The sequence below is a fragment of the Dorea sp. OM07-5 genome, from assembly GCF_003481355.1.
Taxonomy (GTDB): domain Bacteria; phylum Bacillota; class Clostridia; order Lachnospirales; family Lachnospiraceae; genus Dorea_D; species Dorea_D hominis.
In genome coordinates, this window is the sequence record NZ_QUKZ01000005.1 from 86,945 (window position 1) to 105,509 (window position 18,565).

At 42.5% G+C, this 18,565-nt stretch carries 17 protein-coding genes; all 17 read right to left on the bottom strand.

Annotation, left to right across the window (positions count from 1 at the left end):
- Nucleotides 1-73: 73 nt before the first annotated feature.
- The 17 genes from DXC04_RS06370 to DXC04_RS06445 all read right to left on the bottom strand — a co-directional run bounded on the left by DXC04_RS06370 (nt 74) and on the right by DXC04_RS06445 (nt 18,530).
- Entirely contained in the window at nt 74-2,161 is a 2,088-nt protein-coding gene (locus tag DXC04_RS06370) for a polyribonucleotide nucleotidyltransferase (RefSeq protein WP_021859993.1), read from the bottom strand.
- 236 nt (nt 2,162-2,397) lie between these two features.
- Entirely contained in the window at nt 2,398-2,664 is a 267-nt protein-coding gene (gene rpsO, locus DXC04_RS06375) for a 30S ribosomal protein S15 (RefSeq protein WP_021859994.1), read from the bottom strand.
- A 132-nt stretch (nt 2,665-2,796) separates the two neighbouring features.
- Nucleotides 2,797-4,443, bottom strand: a complete 1,647-nt coding sequence (locus DXC04_RS06380) for a Na/Pi cotransporter family protein (RefSeq protein ID WP_118660468.1) — start codon at nt 4,441-4,443, stop codon at nt 2,797-2,799.
- Nucleotides 4,444-4,455: 12 nt separating this feature from the next.
- Nucleotides 4,456-5,355, bottom strand: a complete 900-nt coding sequence (locus tag DXC04_RS06385) for a bifunctional riboflavin kinase/FAD synthetase (RefSeq protein ID WP_118660470.1) — start codon at nt 5,353-5,355, stop codon at nt 4,456-4,458.
- Between the two features lie 18 nt (nt 5,356-5,373).
- Nucleotides 5,374-6,294, bottom strand: coding sequence for a tRNA pseudouridine(55) synthase TruB (truB, locus tag DXC04_RS06390; RefSeq protein WP_021859997.1), 921 nt, complete (start codon nt 6,292-6,294; stop codon nt 5,374-5,376).
- Nucleotides 6,295-6,296: 2 nt separating this feature from the next.
- Nucleotides 6,297-7,244: a DHH family phosphoesterase gene (locus tag DXC04_RS06395; RefSeq protein ID WP_021859998.1), complete on the bottom strand. Its 948-nt coding sequence runs from the start codon at nt 7,242-7,244 to the stop codon at nt 6,297-6,299.
- On the bottom strand, nt 7,234-7,617 hold the full coding sequence (gene rbfA / locus DXC04_RS06400; protein WP_021859999.1) for a 30S ribosome-binding factor RbfA: 384 nt from the start codon (nt 7,615-7,617) through the stop codon (nt 7,234-7,236). Before rbfA ends, DXC04_RS06395 begins: the two co-directional genes overlap by 11 nt.
- A 20-nt stretch (nt 7,618-7,637) precedes the next feature.
- A complete protein-coding gene (infB, locus tag DXC04_RS06405; protein ID WP_118660472.1) occupies nt 7,638-10,394 on the bottom strand; it encodes a translation initiation factor IF-2 in 2,757 nt (918 codons plus the stop codon).
- A gap of 24 nt (nt 10,395-10,418) precedes the next feature.
- On the bottom strand, nt 10,419-10,709 hold the full coding sequence (locus DXC04_RS06410; protein ID WP_186855643.1) for a L7Ae/L30e/S12e/Gadd45 family ribosomal protein: 291 nt from the start codon (nt 10,707-10,709) through the stop codon (nt 10,419-10,421).
- A 10-nt stretch (nt 10,710-10,719) separates the two neighbouring features.
- Nucleotides 10,720-10,974, bottom strand: coding sequence for an RNase P modulator RnpM (gene rnpM / locus DXC04_RS06415; protein ID WP_117537298.1), 255 nt, complete (start codon nt 10,972-10,974; stop codon nt 10,720-10,722).
- Between the two features lie 32 nt (nt 10,975-11,006).
- Nucleotides 11,007-12,200, bottom strand: a complete 1,194-nt coding sequence (gene nusA, locus DXC04_RS06420; protein ID WP_118660474.1) for a transcription termination factor NusA — start codon at nt 12,198-12,200, stop codon at nt 11,007-11,009.
- Nucleotides 12,201-12,218: 18 nt separating this feature from the next.
- Nucleotides 12,219-12,686, bottom strand: coding sequence for a ribosome maturation factor RimP (gene rimP / locus DXC04_RS06425; protein WP_021860004.1), 468 nt, complete (start codon nt 12,684-12,686; stop codon nt 12,219-12,221).
- A 142-nt stretch (nt 12,687-12,828) separates the two neighbouring features.
- Nucleotides 12,829-13,005 (bottom strand): hypothetical protein, encoded by a 177-nt coding sequence (locus DXC04_RS15520; RefSeq protein WP_158575473.1) that lies wholly within the window; start codon nt 13,003-13,005, stop codon nt 12,829-12,831.
- Nucleotides 13,006-13,077: 72 nt separating this feature from the next.
- Nucleotides 13,078-13,452 (bottom strand): hypothetical protein, encoded by a 375-nt coding sequence (locus DXC04_RS06430; RefSeq protein ID WP_118660476.1) that lies wholly within the window; start codon nt 13,450-13,452, stop codon nt 13,078-13,080.
- Nucleotides 13,453-13,456: 4 nt separating this feature from the next.
- Nucleotides 13,457-14,338: an NAD(+) diphosphatase gene (gene nudC / locus DXC04_RS06435; protein ID WP_118660478.1), complete on the bottom strand. Its 882-nt coding sequence runs from the start codon at nt 14,336-14,338 to the stop codon at nt 13,457-13,459.
- 16 nt (nt 14,339-14,354) lie between these two features.
- Complete coding sequence (locus tag DXC04_RS06440) at nt 14,355-16,595, bottom strand: DNA gyrase/topoisomerase IV subunit A (RefSeq protein WP_118660480.1); 2,241 nt, start codon at nt 16,593-16,595, stop codon at nt 14,355-14,357.
- Between the two features lie 12 nt (nt 16,596-16,607).
- Nucleotides 16,608-18,530, bottom strand: coding sequence for a DNA gyrase/topoisomerase IV subunit B (locus tag DXC04_RS06445; RefSeq protein ID WP_021860007.1), 1,923 nt, complete (start codon nt 18,528-18,530; stop codon nt 16,608-16,610).
- Nucleotides 18,531-18,565: the final 35 nt, after the last annotated feature.

Consider the following 18,565-nt stretch of genomic DNA (forward strand, 5'->3'; position numbering starts at 1 on the left):
ACCGTACCGGATAACCCGGCACGGTCCTTATTTATCATACTGTCTTTTATTTTACAACGTATCACGCAGCAATTTATTCTGCAACATCTTTCATGCTGAATGAAAATCTTCCCATCTTGTCTTTTCCAAGGCATACAACTTTGACTTTATCGCCAAGTGTCAACACATCTTCAACATGGTTTACACGCTCTTTGGAAATCTTGGAAATGTGAACCATTCCTTCTTTTCCCGGTGCAAACTCAATAAATGCTCCAAATTCTTTGATACTGATAACATGTCCTTCCAGAACCTGTCCTGCTTCATAATCTGTAACAATGATGTGAATCAGCTTCTGTGCTTCTTCCATGCTCTTGGCATCTGTTCCGCAGATGGATACTGCTCCGTCATCTGTAATATCAATCTTCACACCAGTCTGCTCGATGATCGCATTGATCGTTTTGCCTCTCTGTCCAACAACATCACCGATCTTCTGAGGATCGATCTGCATCTGGATAATCTTCGGTGCAAATTCACCAACCTCTGTTCTCGGCTCTGCGATTGCTTTTGACATACACTCATCCATGATGAACAGACGAGCCTGTCTTGTACGTGCGATTGCTTCCTCAACGATCGGTCTTGTAAGTCCGTGGATCTTAATATCCATCTGGATTGCTGTGATACCCTTCTTTGTACCAGTTACCTTAAAGTCCATATCACCAAAGAAGTCTTCCAGTCCCTGTATATCTGTAAGTACCAGATAATCATCATCTGTATCTCCTGTTACAAGTCCGCATGAGATACCTGCAACCATAGCTTTAATCGGAACACCTGCAGCCATAAGTGACATACAAGATGCACATGTAGAAGCCATTGATGTAGATCCGTTAGACTCAAATGTCTCGGATACGGTACGGATTGCATACGGGAACTCTGTCTCACTCGGAAGCACCGGAACCAATGCACGCTCTGCAAGTGCTCCATGTCCGATCTCACGACGTCCCGGTCCTCTGGATGGTCTTGTCTCTCCAACAGAGTATGACGGGAAGTTATAGTGATGCATATAACGCTTTGTTGTCTCTTTTTCATCCAGTCCGTCAAGTCTCTGTGCCTCTGACAGTGGAGCCAGTGTGCAGATATTACAGATCTGTGTCTGTCCACGTGTAAACATAGCAGAACCATGTACTCTAGGAATCAGATCTACTTCTGCAGCAAGTGGACGAATCTGGTCGATTGCTCTTCCATCCGGACGCTTATGATCTTTCAGGATCATCTTGCGGACAGTCTTCTTCTGATACTGGTAAATTGCATCTCCAAGAACAGCAAGCCATTCTTCATTATCAGCAAACGCTTCCTCTAACTTATCTGTAATCTGACGGATATTTTCTTCTCTTACCTGTTTATCATCTGTAAATACAGCTTCCTCCATAGTCTCCGGCGGTACGATTTCTTTAATTGCTGCAAATAATTCTTCCGGAATCGCAAAACTCTCATAGCTGTGTTTTTCTTTTCCGCATTCTGCAACGATTGTATCAATAAATGCGATTACTTTCTGGTTCACTTCATGAGCTGCGTAAATCGCTTCGACCATCTGTGCTTCCGGAACTTCATTCGCTCCTGCTTCGATCATGATAACTTTCTCTCTTGTAGATGCAACCGTCAGCGCCATATCAGATATTTCTTTCTGTTCTGCTGTCGGATTAAATACAAATTCACCGTCAACCAGTCCAACCTGTGTTGTAGAGATCGGTCCGTCAAACGGGATATCAGAAATTGTAGTCGCAATTGCTGCTCCAAGCATAGCTGTCAACTCCGGTGAACAATCCTGATCTACAGAAAGTACCAGGTTCTCCAATGTAACATCATTACGGTAATCCTTTGGGAACAGTGGTCGCATCGGACGGTCGATAACACGGCATGTCAGGATCGCATTCTCAGATGCTTTTCCTTCTCTTTTGTTAAATCCTCCCGGAATCTTACCTACGGAATACATTCTCTCATTATATTCTACACTTAACGGGAAGAAATCGATTCCTTCTCTTGGCTTCTCAGAAGCAGTTGCTGTACAAAGTACAGTTGTATCACCATAGTGCATTAAAACTGCACCGTTCGCCTGCTTCGCTACTCTACCAACATCTACGCGAAGTGTTCTTCCGGCTAATTCCATCTCATACTTCTTATACATAGTATTCTCCTTTTATCTTCATTCATCTGTTCTGCGAAAGAAGGATACCGAAACTACTGAAAAAGACACTCTCTTTTCGCTACCACCGGACAATATCCTTTTCAGTGGTCTCGGATTATATCTCCCTCGTCCACAATCCAATATATTATAGCATATCTTATGTAAATACACCATATCTTTTTTCTACAAAAAATTCCGACTGCATAACGCAATCGGAATTTTTATTAAAATCATTATTATTTTCTAAGTCCAAGTTTCTCGATCAGAGCACGATATCTGTTGATATCTGTCTTCTTCAGGTATGCAAGAAGTCCTCTTCTCTGTCCTACCATCTTAAGAAGTCCTCTTCTTGAGTGATGATCCTTCGGGTTAGCTTTGAAATGATCTGTCAGGTCATTGATTCTTGCTGTCAGGATAGCTACCTGTACTTCCGGTGAACCTGTATCTCCTGCTGTTCTTCCAAAGTCTTTAATGATCTGTTCTTTCTGTTCTTTTGAAACCATTGTGATTTCCTCCTTTTAATTCTCTTAATTATCGCCTGATATTAAGCAACGGTTGGAGTATCCTGTTACCGAACACCGGCTGTTCATACCAGATGAGTATAACACAACACTTATCCTCTGTAAAGGATTATTTTACTCTTCTTCTTCATCAGATTTGTATTCATCCGGTACCATGATCGCAAATGCGATATTGGTTCCATGGTCGGCTACACGCTCCAGACCGGATACTGCATCCGCAAAGATCATTCCTGCTTCCGGTGTACATTTGTTCTTCGTCAGCCGCTTGATATGTGATCTTTGCAGTTTCTTTTCCAGCTCATCAATGGCATCTTCCAGTTCCAGAATCTCACGCATATGTTCTTGATTTCCATTTGTAAACATATCCAATGCATATTCCAGAAGTGTCTGTACCGACTTCATCATATCATTCATCTGACGTATCGCCTTGTCGCTTAATTTTACGCCGGAATCAATTCTCTCTCTTGCAGCCTCAGCCATATTTTCTGCATGATCACCGATTCTTTCAATATCATTTACTACATGGAACAGTCCTCCCAGCTTATCTGCATCTGCAGTCGGAAGTTCCAGCTCATTTGCTCTCACAAGGTAATCCGTGATCTTACTGTTCATAAAATCAATATATTTTTCGGTTTTGTATACCTTTTCAATTGCTTCTCCGTCCAGCTCACAGAGTGCATGCATGGACAGTTCCAGATTGCTCATTGCAACCTTTCCCATATGCTCGATCTCATGGATTGCATCCATAACTGCCGTTGCAGGTGACATCATAGACTGTTTGATATAATTCAGTTCGTACTCATCTTCGTCTGTATCATCATTTCCCGGAACTACTTTGTAAGTCAGCTTCACGATCCAGCCCATAAACGGGAACAACATAGCCACTTCTATGATTTTCATCAGAGAATGTGTATTGGCAACCGCACGTGCCACATTTCCACCGGAAATTCCAAGCAGTGCACCTGTGATCGGTTTGGTAAATATAAAGATCACAGTAAACATAATTGCAGATCCGATCACGTTAAATAAGAAATGAATCATCGCTGCTCTCTTTGCATCTTTTCTTCCGTTCAGGCTGGCAAGAAGTGCAGACACGCAAGAACCGATGTTACAGCCAAGAATTACAAACGGACAGATCATAAACTGGATCAGATTCTGTGATGCCATCAAAATAATAATACCAACCGTTGCCGAAGAGCTCTGCAAAATAGAAGTCGCAATAAATCCGACAAGGATCGCAATAAACGGACTGCTTAAAGAGCTTAAAAATTCTTTTACAATCGGTGACTGTTTTACAATGGTCAAGGATTCACCCATAACTTTCAGCCCCATAAACAAAATGCCAAATCCCAGAATCACATCACCGGCTCTCTGCACCTTCTGGTTCTTACAGAACATGGACATAATCACACCGATGATTACAAATAGTGGCGCTATGTCCGACAGATTAAATGCGATCAACTGTCCGGTGATTGTAGTTCCGATATTGGCTCCCAGAATAATTCCGGTTGCCTGCATCAGATTCATCAGTCCGGAGTTTACAAAACTCACGACCATAACTGTTGTAGCATTGGATGACTGGATGATCGCTGTAAAGATCATACCTACCAGCAGTCCGATAAATCTGTTTTTCGTAAAGACTGCCAGAATACTTCTCATTTTGGCGCCGGCTGCTTTTTCAAGGCTTTCGCTCATCTGGCTCATACCATATAAAAACAGTCCAAGTCCGCCAAACAGAGAAAATATAGTTATTATATTCATCTGTTTCTCCTTTTACTCTTTTTCAAAGTATTCTCTGACATACTGTATATCCTGACGGACTCGTACCTGCATTTCCTTAATGGAAGAAAATTTATGTTCCGGGCGTCGGAATTCCAGTAATTCAATTTTAACGTTTTTTCCGTATGCATCTCCGCTATATCCATATAAATAACTCTCGATCAGCACTCTGTTTTCATCTGATACGGTTGGCTTGACTCCGATATTGGATATTGCGCCATAAACTTCCCCATCAATATAAACACGGCTTACATACACTCCTTTTGGCGGCAGTACTTTATGCGCCGGCCATTCTACATTACATGTGGGAAATCCCAACTCACTTCCCAGATGTTTTCCATGTTTTACAATTCCTTCTACCGGGTATGGATATGTCAGAAGGTAATTCGCGGTTGTAATGCTTCCATCTTTGACCAGACTCTTAATAAAACTGCTACTGATCTCCCGATGCTTAAACCGTGCTTTTTCAACTACGATTGCCTTATAATGATATTTTTCGGCATACGCCTCCAGCATATGCGCATCGCCTTCTTTTCCATATCCAAAATGAAAATCAGTCCCTACAACCACATATTCAGCATGAAAAACACCCTTTATAACTTTTTTAATAAAATCTTCCGCACTCATGTGCCGGAGTTCATCTGAAAACGGACATTCCACAAGATAGTCTATTTTGCCGTCCATTCTTTCTCTTCTCTCATCCGGAGTCATAAGAATGTCTTTTTTATTCATCTCAAATGCACACAAAACACTTTTTATATTTCCATTTGTGCAGCATCTGAGCACTTCTTCAACTAACTTCTGGTGGCCCTTATGCACTCCGTCAAACTTTCCAAAGGTCACTGCTGACTTTTCGGTTTCTGTATATTCATTCAGACCTTCTATATATTGCATATTTTTCCCTCTCATGTTCTATACATCCGGCGTATAAAACATTTTTACAAGTTTGTATTTATTTTCGCTTTTCTTATAATCGTACAGACCGATAAACTCCTCCTTTGAATTGTAGAGCCTCACTCTGTGGACGTCCGAAATACTGTGCCCGTCTGGCACATCCCCCACTGCATCATTCGGAAGTGCGTTACCATTATATGCGAATTTGTCCCATTTTTCCGTCACACACAATGCCGGATAGTGTGCAAACATTGCGTCGACCGGTGTTATGATTTCAGAAAGTCTGCCGTCTGACACAAAATTTTCCACTTCTGCAAGCGTCTTCGCTTCCGTGAGCACAAAAGAACTCACCTTAGTACGGACAAGCTCTTCCATACAGCCGCCGCATCCTAACTTCGCACCGATATCATTGCAAAGCGTACGGATATACGTGCCTTTGGAACAGTGCACCCGCATCTTCACATGCGGCAGATCCATTTCCAGAATATCAATAGAAAAAATTTCAACATTCCGCGGTTTTCTCTCCACTGTCTTTCCTTCTCTTGCAAGCTCATAGAGCTTCTTTCCACCAATCTTAATTGCCGAATACATCGGCGGAGTCTGCGCATAAGCACCGACAAAAGAAGCCACCACACTTCTTACATCTGCCTCTGTCACAGTACCGGTCTGCTTTTCACTCAGTACAGTTCCGGATATATCCTGTGTATCTGTTTCCCGCCCAAGCAGCAGTACCGTTTCGTATGTTTTATCTTTGTCTGTTAAAAGATCACATAATTTTGTTGCTTTACCAAAGCAGACCGGCAACACACCGGTCGCATCCGGATCCAGTGTTCCTGTGTGTCCGATTTTCTTCTGCCCGACAATTCTGCGTAATTTTGCAACGACATCATGTGATGTATAGCCTTTTTCTTTGTAAATATTTATAATGCCATGAATCATAGTTACTCCTCAAGCTGCGCTACGATCTGTGCGGAGACATTGTTCAACACATCAAACGGCTGACCTGTCATTGTAAAGCCTGCCGCTTTTTTATGTCCGCCGCCGCCAAAATACTGTGCGATCTTGCTGACATCCACATCGTCATTCGAGCGGAGACTGACTTTGAATTCATTCAGCTTTAATTCATACATGAAAATCGCAACTTTTGTATCTTTTGTATTGCGCAACTGACTTACGATTCCTTCCAAATCTTTCGGTTTTACACCATAGAATTCCATCTCTTTCTGCCGTACATAAGTTGCAATGCACTGTCCATCCAGGAGAAGGATACTCTCTAAGAGTGCACGTCCTAAAATCTGGTTCTGTTCGTATGTTTTTTCATAAAATGTATCATGAATAATCTCCGGCGCATCGATTCCTTTTTCCATCAGTACTGCCGCCGCCCGCATCGTATCCGGTGAAGTGCAGGAATACTGGAATACACCGGTATCGTGTACGATTCCAAGATACAACGCTTCTGCCGTCTCTTTGCTGATACGCTTCTTATCCAGCAGTTCATACACCAGTTCCGATGTGGAACTTGCATCCGGCCGGATCACATTATCCATCGCAAAGCTTACATTGCTGATGTGATGATCCACACAGAATGTGTGTGCTGCCTGTTCAAAAAGCGGTGCTGAAAATCCAAGTCTTCCCTTATCTCCACAATCCAGGCAGATAAAGAGATCATAGACTTTATTCTCCGGGATTTCTGAACGGATTTCCTCAATTCCTTTCAGGAATTGAAAAGAATCTGGGATTTCTTCCAGATATACCGTCACTTTTTTATCTGGATAATTCTCAATGATATACTGACGCAGTCCCATACAGGAACCTACACAGTCTCCGTCCGGTCTTACATGACCACCGATTGCGATTTCTTTTGCTCCGCTCAGTATCTTATTCAGCATCTTCGTCACCTTCTGTTTTCATTCCTTTTGTCACTTCATCGATCTTTTTGGACATATTTACACCATATTCGATCGACTGATCCAGAACAAATGTAATCTCCGGTGTGTTACGCATATTTAATGTATGCGCAAGCTCCCGGCGGATATAACCTTCTGCACTCTGCAAACCTTCCAGTGTATCTTTCTGTGCTTTTTCATCACCGAGCACACTGATATAGGCTTTACAAGTCTTAAGATCCGGTGCGACTTCTGCCGCAACAACAGAAGTCCATGGAGCAACTCTCGGATCTTTGAGCCCGCCCCGGATAATACTACTTAATTCGCGCTGTACTTCTGTATTTACTCTTGTATTCTTAATGCTACGTTTTCTCAAATTGCTCTCCTCTTTTCTTCCTATCTAGGAATCTCAACCATCTTGAATGCTTCTACAAGATCGCCTTCTTTTACATCATTGAAGTTTGCAAATACGAAACCACACTCATAGCCTGCTCTGACTTCTTTCACGTCATCTTTGAAACGTTTAAGGGAAGCAAGTGCACCTTCAAATACAACGATGCCATCTCTTGTGATACGCACAGAACAGTCTCTTTCAAATGTTCCATCCAGTACATAAGATCCTGCGATCGTACCAACACCGGATGCTTTGAACAGCTGACGTACTTCTGCATGGCCTAGTACTTTTTCTTCAAATACCGGATCCAGAAGTCCTTTCATGGCTGCTTCCACATCTTCGATCGCATTGTAGATGACACGATACAGACGGATATCTACACCTTCACGGTCTGCGGTTTCTTTTGCTGTTGCATCCGGACGTACATTAAATCCTATGATGATCGCGTTAGATGCAGATGCAAGGCTTACATCAGATTCATTGACCGCACCAACACCGCCATGGATGATTTTTACAACAACTTCATCATTAGAAAGTTTCAGAAGACTCTGTTTGATTGCTTCTACAGATCCCTGTACGTCTGCTTTTACAACGATGTTTAATTCTTTTAAGTTACCTTCCTGAATCTGGTTGAACAGATCATCCAGAGACAGTTTTGATTTTGTTTCTTCCAGAAGTTTTACTTTGCTCTGTGAAATAAATGTCTCAGCAAAGTTTCTTGCTTCTTTATCATTTGCACATCCGACAAATACTTCTCCGGCATTCGGTACATCATTGAGTCCGAGAATCTCTACCGGCACAGATGGACCTGCTTCTTTGACGCGGCGTCCTTTGTCGTCCATCATTGCTCTGACTTTACCATGTGCAGATCCTGCTGCGATCGCATCTCCGACACGCAGTGTTCCTTTCTGTACAAGGACTGTTGAAACCGGACCTCTTCCTTTGTCGAGCTGTGCTTCTAGGACAAGTCCTCTTGCACGTCTGTTTGGATTTGCCTTTAATTCCATTACTTCTGCAGTCAGTACGATCATTTCCATCAGATCTTCCAGACCTTCTCCTGTCTTTGCAGATACCGGGACAAAAATTGTGCTTCCGCCCCAGTCTTCCGGAATCAGTTCATACTCTGTCATTTCCTGTTTTACTCGCTCGATATTAGCGCTTGGTTTATCGATCTTATTAACTGCAACGATGATCTCAACACCGGCTGCTTTCGCATGGTTGATTGCTTCTACTGTCTGCGGCATTACACCATCATCTGCTGCTACAACAAGGATTGCGATATCTGTAGAGCTTGCTCCACGCATACGCATTGCTGTAAACGCCTCATGTCCCGGTGTGTCAAGGAATGTAATCTTCTCACCTTTAACATCTACGACATAAGCACCGATATGCTGGGTGATTCCTCCGGCCTCGCCGCCTATTACATTCGTATGACGGATTGCATCCAGAAGAGAAGTTTTACCGTGGTCAACGTGTCCCATAACACATACAACCGGCGGACGTTTTTTCATTTTCTTCTCATCTTCTTCCTCTTCTTTTAAGAGTTCTTCGATAACATCCACAACTTCTTCTTTTTCACATAATACATCAAATTCCAGCGCAATCTCTTCTGCTGTATCATAATCGATCTCCTGGTTGACTGTTACAACTTTGCCCTGCATAAACAGCTTTTTAACAATCACAGAAGGGACAACTTTCATCTTGTCAGCAAGCTCTTTGATCGTCAGAACTTCCGGAATTACGATAGACTTAATCTCTTCTTCCTGTTTCTGCTCCTTCGGCTGTGGTTTCTGCATTGGCTTCTTGTTATTCTTTGGCATTCTTTCTTCTTCATCACGGCGGTAATCTTTTTTCTTATGCTCATCCTTGCCTTTGCCCTTGTTACTTCTCTGCGGCTTCTGTGTCGGTGCCTCAGGTGCCGGAATTGAAGGTCCGTTATTTCTTCTGTCATTATTTCTTCCGCTGCGGTCGTTTCTTCTATCATTATTTCTTCCGCCACGGTCGTTTCTTCTGTCGTCATTTCTTCCGCCGCGGTCGTTTCTTCTGTCATCATTTCTTCCGCCGCGGTCATTTCTTCTGTCGTCGTTTCTTCTATCATTATTTCTTCCGCCACGGTCATTTCTTCTGTCATCATTTCTTCCGTTGCGGTCGTTTCTTCTGTCATCATTTCTTCCGCCGCGGTCATTTCTGTTATCGTTACGACCGCTTCTATCACCGCGCTCTGATCTTGTTGTACGCTCAGAATTCGGTCTGTCGTTATTTACACGTTTCTCGTTATTCTTCACTACTTTTTCTTCTCTCTTTTCTTTATTCTCTTCCTTTATCTCCGTTTTCACTGCCTGTTTCTCTGCTGTCTTCACTTCTGCTGCTTTGGCTTTCTCTGCTGTTTTAACTCTCTCTTCTGTCTTCGGTGCTTCCGGTTTTACCGATCCTTTTGCCGGTCTTCCGTTGTTCACCTGCATCGGACGCCCCTGGGTCATGGTCTGCTTTGTCCCCTGACGTCTTCCATGCTTATTGCCATTCTGTGTATTCTGCGGCCGGAATACATGAACGATATTTTTCTTTTTCGGTGCTTCACCGGATTCCCCCTCTGTTTTCCGGTTCTTACTGAAATGTTCTTTTACCTGACCGGCAGCAGTCTCTTCCAGTGCACTCATGTGATTTTTCACTTCTATTTTTTTGCTCTCCAGGAACTCCAGTACATCCTTACTCTGTACATTCAGCTCCTTAGCTAATTCATATACTTTGATTTTTGCCATATATTAACTACCTCCTTTATGCAATTATTCTTCTTCCGTTTCCAGATGTCTGCGAATTCCCTTTGCAAGACCTTCATCCAGAATTGCAAGGGATGCACGAAATTCTTTTCCCATTGCATGCCCTAAGGTATCTTTATCTTTGTAAAAATAAATCGGTACCTGATAAAATTCACACATATTGCGGAATTTCTTCTTTGTATTCTCAGACGCATCTCCTGCTACGATCACAAGATATGCTCTTGCGGATTTTACTTCCTTTTCTGTACTGAACTCACCACTGGCAACTTTTCCGGCTTTTGTAGCAAGCCCGATCATTGACAATGCTTTACTGTGACTCAAGATGCTCCATCTCCTTTTCCAGCGACTCATACACTTCTTTCGGAATTGCCTGCTTAAAAGAGCGCTCCAGTCCTTTGCTCTTAATTGCCTGTGACAGGCACTCTCTGTTCGGACAAATATACGCTCCTCTGCCATTCTTCTTGCCGGTTGCATCCAGAACAAATTCCTGTTCAGAAGTACGGATCACCCGGATCATCTCTTTTTTATTCTTCATTTCCCGGCATCCTACGCACTGACGCATAGGTATTTTTTTATTCGCGCTCAAACAATCACCTATTCTTCTGTTTCACTGATTTCTTCCGGTTTCTCAGTTTCTTCTACAAGATCCAGATCCATATCTACGTCTGCGATCTCTTCTTCGTATCCGTCTTCCACTTCTTCTTCAAAGACACCTTCGCTCAGTTCCATATAGTTTTCCGGAAGTTCTCCTGATTCAATTGCCTGTGTTTCACTCTTAATATCAATTTTATAACCGGTCAGCCTTGCCGCCAGCCTTGCATTCTGTCCTTCTTTACCGATTGCAAGTGAGAGCTGGTAATCCGGCACGATCACGCTTGCGACCTTCTCATCCGGATCTGCCATTACGGAAATAACTTTCGCCGGGCTTAAAGCATTCTCGATCAGGATTGCCGGGTTGTCACTCCAGTTGATAATATCGATTTTCTCACCGCGGAGTTCATTTACGATTGCATTAACTCTTGCACCGTTCATTCCGACACAGGCTCCTACCGGATCAACATCCGGATCATTGGACCATACAGCAATCTTTGTTCTGCTTCCGGCTTCTCTTGCAATACTCTTGATCTCTACGATACCATCTTTTACTTCTGTTACTTCTGATTCAAAGAGACGTTTTACAAGTTCCGGATGTGTACGGGATACAAGGATCTTCGGTCCCTTCGTTGTATTCTTAACTTCTACGATATATAATTTGATTCTCTCTGTCGGTTTGAATACTTCACCTTTTACCTGTTCGTTCTCTGTCAGCATCGCATCTGCTTTACCAAGATTAATACTCACATTCTTGCCAACATAACGCTGCACGATACCTGTTACGATATCTTTTTCTTTCTCAAAGTACTGATCATATACAACTTTCCTCTCTTCTTCACGAATTTTCTGAAGAATCAGGTTCTTGGCATTCTGTGTTGCAATTCTTCCAAATGATTTGGATTCGATCGGTACATGTACGATATCTCCAATGTCATATTTACCATCCATCTTTCTTGCATCTTCCAGACTGATCTGTTCCAACGTATCTTCTACATCTTCCACAACTTCTTTCTCAGCATAGAGCTGGTAATCACAGGATTCACGATCCATGATCACTTTAATGTTATCAGCCTTGCCAAAATGACTCTTGCAGGCATTCAGCAGCGAATTTTCGATTGCATCTAACAGACTCTCTTTGCTGATATCCTTTTCTTTCTCTAAAATATTCAACGCTTCTAATAATTCTGTGTTCATGATTATCCTCCTCCTAAACTAAAAATCGAACGCCTGGCGAATCAGCGCTATCTCGCCTTTTTCAAATGTTTTCAATGTTTCATCATCAAGCTCAATTGTTACCGTGTCTGCATCGTATGCTTTCAGGATTCCGGTAAATTCTTTGCGCTTATCTATCATACGGTAAGTACGGATCTCAACTTCCTTATTCAGATTACGTTTGTAATCCTTCTCCTTCTTAAGCGGTCTTCCCAGTCCCGGAGAGCTGATCTCCATAATATAGCTGTCTTCAATATAATCTTTCTCATCCAGAATGTCTGACAGTCTGCGGCTTACTTTCTCACAGTCATCTACACTGATTCCGCCCGGTTTGTCAATGTAAGCACGTAAATACCAGTTGCTTCCTTCTTTCACGTATTCTACATCGACCAGTTCAAATCCATATTCTTCTACGATCGGTGTCAGATATTCTTCTGTCTTCTGTTCGTAAATTTCTCTTTTTGACAACGCTAAACTTCCTTTCTCTGATTTAAAGTAAGATACTGTAGCAACAAAGAAGAGTGAACTTTCGTCCACTCTTCTGTCATCGGGTTGCTTATGTTACTATGTGTCAGTATAACACTGTTTCCTTTTAAAATCAAGGAATTATTTATATTTTGCCTATTTTATATACATAATTTGCACGCATATGTTTTTTCTGTCTCAACTTTACTGTTTTTATTTTCTTTTTCCCTTTTTCTTTCACAGTAATTTTCATATTTTTATAATAGGTTTCATAATAACTTCCTGTGGCTTCAACGTAATACCCGCAATTTTCACCAAGCATCCTGTCTCCGTTGATTGTCCGGAAATCCGATAACTGTACTTCACATTATAAATCCAGAAAACTTCAGGATGATCATAGCTGAAGGCATCTACTGCATTTTGTGCAATTTCTGTCTTCTGTTGATTGTCCGGTAACATACTGCTGCACCATCCGGTCATACAGCGCTTTTGACTCTCCTTCCAGCTGATTGCCAAAAGACTCTTTGTACGCAGTAACACTCTGTGCATAGCGTGAAATTCCGACATTTTTTACATTGACTTTTCCGGAAGGTTTTAAGTTTCCTGTCACCTCTTTTTGATGACTCTCCTGCTGACTGTTTTTCAGTTCTTTATTCATTTTTTTCGGCTGGTCTTGTTCAGTAGCATACACCCTGTCCATTTGTCCCGCCGGTGATAATAACATCACAGCCAGAGCAATAATAAGTATTCCAGCAATTCGTTTTTTCATTCTGCTATACTCTTCCTTCTTTAAATGCCATCATCATGTCATTTGTAAGGCTTAAATCTTCACGCTCTACCGGCATCTTCTCCCGGTCAAACCATTCTGCCATTGCCAATTCTTCTCTGTCGAGATTAATTTCTTCCTCTCCATCCAGATCACAGAAGAATCCCATCAGCAGTGTATCGGAGAAAGACCATGGCTGACTTTTGTAATAACGAATATTTTTAACCTTCAGGCCTACTTCTTCCATGACTTCTCTTGATACGGTTTCCTCTATCGATTCTCCGATTTCGTTAAATCCTGCAAGCAGTGCATAATTTTTATAAATTCTGCCTGTGTATTTGGACATCAGGATTCTATCTCCATGAGTCACACCGATGATCACAGCCGGGCAGATTTTGGGAAATTCCATCAATCCGCACTTCGGACATTTTAACATTCTCTCTTTTCCATCTGCTTTCATACGCGTTCCGCAATAACCGCAGAAACGTCTCGTATCATACCAGCGCTGTAACTGCCATCCAGTAATCGCTGCAAACGCCTGATATTTTGGCTTTGCACTGCGGAAATATTCTACAGCCTTCCACACATATCCGGCTACTTGCAGGCGTTCCACACTCACAGATGTATTCACATCATCTACAACTTCCATCTTATCTGTCGTCTTATGATTCAGAAGATAGTACACTTTTTCATCAATCGTGAACAGATAAATAAGTTTCTCCCCGGCAGTCTCTGACGCTTTGCAGATCTCTGCGACTTTCGGAAATGCAATCTCTCCTTCTGTCACAAGCACTTCTCTTCCATCATAGTAAAGCACATAATCCTCTGCTTCCGGTTTCTGTGGTCTGTATGTATTATCATACTGATGTGGTGCAATTTCCTGTATCATTTGTCCATCCCCTTATTTATGCCCTTGTCTTTGTTCCTGTTCCGTCACGTTTTGCCATTTTCAGTCGATTTAATGTCACTTCTTTTTCTTTGTACATGACCTTTGTCTCGGTTCCTTCTTCAAACAGATAAACATGTTCCAGCTCGTCTTCTTTCCGGAGTTTGATTCCACGCACACCAATTGCACCTTTCTTCTTCTCCGAAACTTCATCTGCCGCAAAACGCAGAAAATATCCATCTTTTGTCTGTAAGACGACCTGCTGGTTATCGGTGATCACCTGAATGCTTACTACTGCATCATCTGCCTGTAATTTCGTAGCTGCGATCGTACGTTTTGCCACCTGGAATTCCTGTCCGTCTACCTTTTTGATCATGCCCTGTTTCGTTGCAAATAATAATTTTGCATAACGGGTTTGTTCTGCATCACAGATATAGACAATTTCCTCTGCGGTGCTATCATAATTACTTACATTGTCGATTGGCAGACCTTTGTCACGGAATTTTCCGTGCGGCAGATCTAACACTTTGATCTGATGCATTTTACCTCCCGCTGTAAATACACACAGTTTTCCGGTATTCATCGCATGCAGGACATATTTATTCTCACTGTCCGCCGCTTCTTTATTTCTCTCATATGTTGCGGCATCTACCGTTCTGGCATAACCGAAACGATCCATCAGGAAGACAACTTCCTGTTCTTCGATCTTATTCTCTTCAAAGACAGCCTCTTCTGCATTTTCAATAACAGTCCGTCTCTTTCTGCCGAATTCTTTCTTGATCTGATCTAAATCTTCCATGATCACTGCTGCCATGGAATCATAATTATTCAGAATATCTTCGTATTTTGCAATATTTGCAAGTGTCGTCTCATGCTCTTTCATAAGCGCTGCGATTTCCAGACCAATCAGTTTATAGAGCCGCATCTCCAGAATGGCATTTGCCTGACGTTCTGTAAAACGGAGCATTGCCGCCATTTTTCTGGAAATATTAGATTTAAACTTAATATTTTCCGTAATTCCTTTTGTCAGACATGCTCTGGCGTCTTTTACAGACTGACTCCCGCGCAGGATCTCAATGATCAGGTCAATGACGTCACATGCCTTGATAAGACCCTCCTGGATCTCTTTTTTATCCTGCTCTTTCGCAAGCAGATTTTTATATTTTCTCATTGTCAGCTCAAACTGAAAATCCACATGATGCTCAATGATCCTTTTGAGTCCCATCGTCTCCGGGCGCCCATTTGCAACAGCAAGCATATTTACGCCAAAGGTATCTTCCAGACGTGTTTTCTTATATAACATGTTTGTCAGATTGGTTACATCTGCACCTTTTTTCAGTTCAATAACAATCCGGATTCCTTCCTTAGATGACTGATTGGAAATATCTACAATATCACTTGTCTTCTTTGTCTCTACAAGATTGCAGACATCGTTTAAGAATTTTCCAATTCCGGCTCCGATCATCGTATATGGAATCTCGGAAATGACAAGACGTTTCTTGCCACCCTTCATCTCTTCGACATCCACTTTTCCACGAAGTTTGATCTTGCCGGTTCCACTTTCATAAATACTCACAAGATCGTCTTTATTTACAACGATTCCTCCTGTCGGAAAATCCGGTCCTTTGATATATTTCATCAGCTGTCTCGTACTGATATCATTATTTTTCATATATGCTTTGACAGCATCTACAACCTCGGCAAGATTGTGTGTCGGGATACTGGTTGCCATCCCGACCGCGATACCTTCCGCACCGTTTACAAGAAGGTTCGGGATACGGACCGGCAGAACTTCCGGCTCTTTCTCTGTCTCATCAAAATTCGGCACGAAATCAATGACATCTTTATCCAGGTCAGCCAGATACACTTCCTGCGTAATCTTCGCAAGCCTTGCTTCTGTATAACGCATGGCGGCCGCTCCGTCTCCTTCGATGGAGCCAAAATTTCCATGTCCGTCTACAAGTATCATTCCTTTTTTAAAATCCTGTGCCATCACGACAAGTGCATCATAAATCGAGCTGTCACCGTGCGGATGATATTTACCCATCGTATCCCCAACGATACGGGCGCATTTCCGATATGGCTTGTCATAGCGGATACCCAGTTCGTGCATATCGTAAAGCGTACGTCTCTGTACCGGCTTTAATCCGTCACGTGCATCCGGCAGCGCTCTGGCAACAATAACACTCATCGCATAGTCAATATATGATTTTTTCATCACTTCCGAATACTCGGTTCTTATGATCTGTGAATCCTGCATCTTTCTTCTCCTTTATACGTCCAGTTCTGCCTCTGCAGCGTTTTCATAAATAAATTCTCTTCGCGGCGGTACTTCTGTTCCCATCAACATCTCTGTCACTGCAGAAGCCATTCTCGCATCTTCAATCTCAACTCTTTTTAAAATACGGGTTTCCGGATTCAGTGTTGTCTCCCAGAGCTGCTCTGCATCCATCTCGCCCAGACCTTTGTACCGCTGCAATGTAAACGGACCTTCGTGTGTCTTCCGGTAACACTCCAGCGCTTTGTCATCGTACAGATATTCTTCTTCGCCTTTTTTCGGCATCGCTTTATAAAGTGGCGGCATCGCAATGTAGACATGTCCTTCATCGATCAGTTCTTTCATAAAACGATAGAACAATGTAAGAAGCAGTGTCGAAATGTGTGCACCATCCACGTCCGCATCTGCCATGATAATGATCTTATCATAACGGAGTTTGCTGATATCAAAATCATTTCCATAACCTTCCGAAAAGCCACAGCCGAATGCATTGATCATCGTCTTGATCTCCGCATTTGCAAGCACCTTGTCGATCGTTGCTTTTTCTACATTCAGGATCTTACCACGGATCGGCAGGATTGCCTGATACATACGGTCACGCGCTGTTTTTGCAGATCCTCCGGCGGAATCTCCCTCGACAATAAAAATCTCACATTTTGATGCATCACGGCTTTCACAGTTTGCAAGCTTTCCGTTGCTGTCAAAAGAATATTTCTGCTTTGTCAGAAGATTGGTCTTCGCTTTTTCTTCTGTCTTACGGATCTTTGCCGCTTTCTCTGCACAGCCGATCACTTTCTTAAGCGTTTCCAGATTACGATCAAAATAACGCACGATTTCATCGCCGGTCACCTTACTTGTCGCTTTTGCCGCATCCGGGTTATCCAGTTTTGTCTTCGTCTGTCCTTCAAAGCGGGGATCCGGATGTTTGATGGATACGATTGCAGTCATTCCATTTCGGATATCTGCTCCGGTAAAGTTCGCATCTTTATCTTTCAGAATTCCAAGTTCTCTTGCATATTGGTTGATCACGGTCGTAAATGTCGTTTTAAATCCGGTCAGATGCATTCCGCCTTCACTGTTGTAAATATTATTACAGAAGCCAAGAATGTTTTCATGGAACTCATTGACATACTGGAATGCCACTTCCACTTCAATTCCGTCCGCAGTTCCTTTAAAATAAACCGGCTCATGGATCTTCTCTTTCTTTCCATTCAGATCCTGGATAAATCCGATGATTCCTTCCGGTTCGTGGTAGGTGATCTTCTCTTTTTTCCCGTCTCTTAAGTCTTCAAAAACGATCGTCAGCTCTGGATTCAGATATGCCGTTTCATGCATACGGCTTTTTACATCTTCAGCCTTGAATCTTGTTTTCTCAAAAATCGTTCCATCCGGCAGGAAATTTACTTTTGTTCCGGTTTTTCTTGTTTTTCCAAGTTTTGGAAGAAGACCATCTACCAGCTCTACGACCGGATTTCCTTTTTCATATCTGTCATGGTGGATATAGCCGTCACGGCTGATCTCCACATCCATATATACGGACAGTGCATTTACAACAGAAGAACCTACACCGTGCAGACCTCCGCTTGTCTTATATGCCGAGTCATCGAACTTACCACCGGCATGAAGCGTTGTATAGACAAGACGCTCTGCCGGCACACCTTTGGCATGCATATCGACCGGCACACCACGTCCATTATCTGCAATCGTGGCAGAACCGTCTTTTTCCAGTGTGACATGGATCTCGCTGCAGTATCCTGCCAGATGTTCATCTACCGCATTATCTACAATCTCATAGATCAGATGGTTCAGACCTTTTGTAGATACGCTTCCGATATACATTCCCGGTCTTTTTCTTACCGCTTCCAGACCTTCTAATACTGAAATACTCTCCGCATCATATGTGTTTTTCTTCGCCATTCCTTCTATATCCTCTCTCTTTTTTCCACATGTTT

Coding starts and splice junctions, on each gene's coding strand:
- DXC04_RS06370 (WP_021859993.1), bottom strand. CDS start 2,161: ATGTATAAGAAGTATGAGATGGAATTAGCCGGAAGAACACTTCGCGTA.
- rpsO (WP_021859994.1), bottom strand. CDS start 2,664: ATGGTTTCAAAAGAACAGAAAGAACAGATCATTAAAGACTTTGGAAGA.
- DXC04_RS06380 (WP_118660468.1), bottom strand. CDS start 4,443: ATGAATATAATAACTATATTTTCTCTGTTTGGCGGACTTGGACTGTTT.
- DXC04_RS06385 (WP_118660470.1), bottom strand. CDS start 5,355: ATGCAATATATAGAAGGTCTGAATGAATATACAGAAACCGAAAAGTCA.
- truB (WP_021859997.1), bottom strand. CDS start 6,294: ATGATTCATGGCATTATAAATATTTACAAAGAAAAAGGCTATACATCA.
- DXC04_RS06395 (WP_021859998.1), bottom strand. CDS start 7,244: ATGCTGAATAAGATACTGAGCGGAGCAAAAGAAATCGCAATCGGTGGT.
- infB (WP_118660472.1), bottom strand. CDS start 10,394: ATGGCAAAAATCAAAGTATATGAATTAGCTAAGGAGCTGAATGTACAG.
- DXC04_RS06410 (WP_186855643.1), bottom strand. CDS start 10,709: ATGATCGGGCTTGCTACAAAAGCCGGAAAAGTTGCCAGTGGTGAGTTC.
- rnpM (WP_117537298.1), bottom strand. CDS start 10,974: ATGCGTCAGTGCGTAGGATGCCGGGAAATGAAGAATAAAAAAGAGATG.
- nusA (WP_118660474.1), bottom strand. CDS start 12,200: ATGAACACAGAATTATTAGAAGCGTTGAATATTTTAGAGAAAGAAAAG.
- DXC04_RS15520 (WP_158575473.1), bottom strand. CDS start 13,005: ATGCTTGGTGAAAATTGCGGGTATTACGTTGAAGCCACAGGAAGTTAT.
- DXC04_RS06430 (WP_118660476.1), bottom strand. CDS start 13,452: ATGAAAAAACGAATTGCTGGAATACTTATTATTGCTCTGGCTGTGATG.
- nudC (WP_118660478.1), bottom strand. CDS start 14,338: ATGATACAGGAAATTGCACCACATCAGTATGATAATACATACAGACCA.
- DXC04_RS06440 (WP_118660480.1), bottom strand. CDS start 16,595: ATGCAGGATTCACAGATCATAAGAACCGAGTATTCGGAAGTGATGAAA.
- DXC04_RS06445 (WP_021860007.1), bottom strand. CDS start 18,530: ATGGCGAAGAAAAACACATATGATGCGGAGAGTATTTCAGTATTAGAA.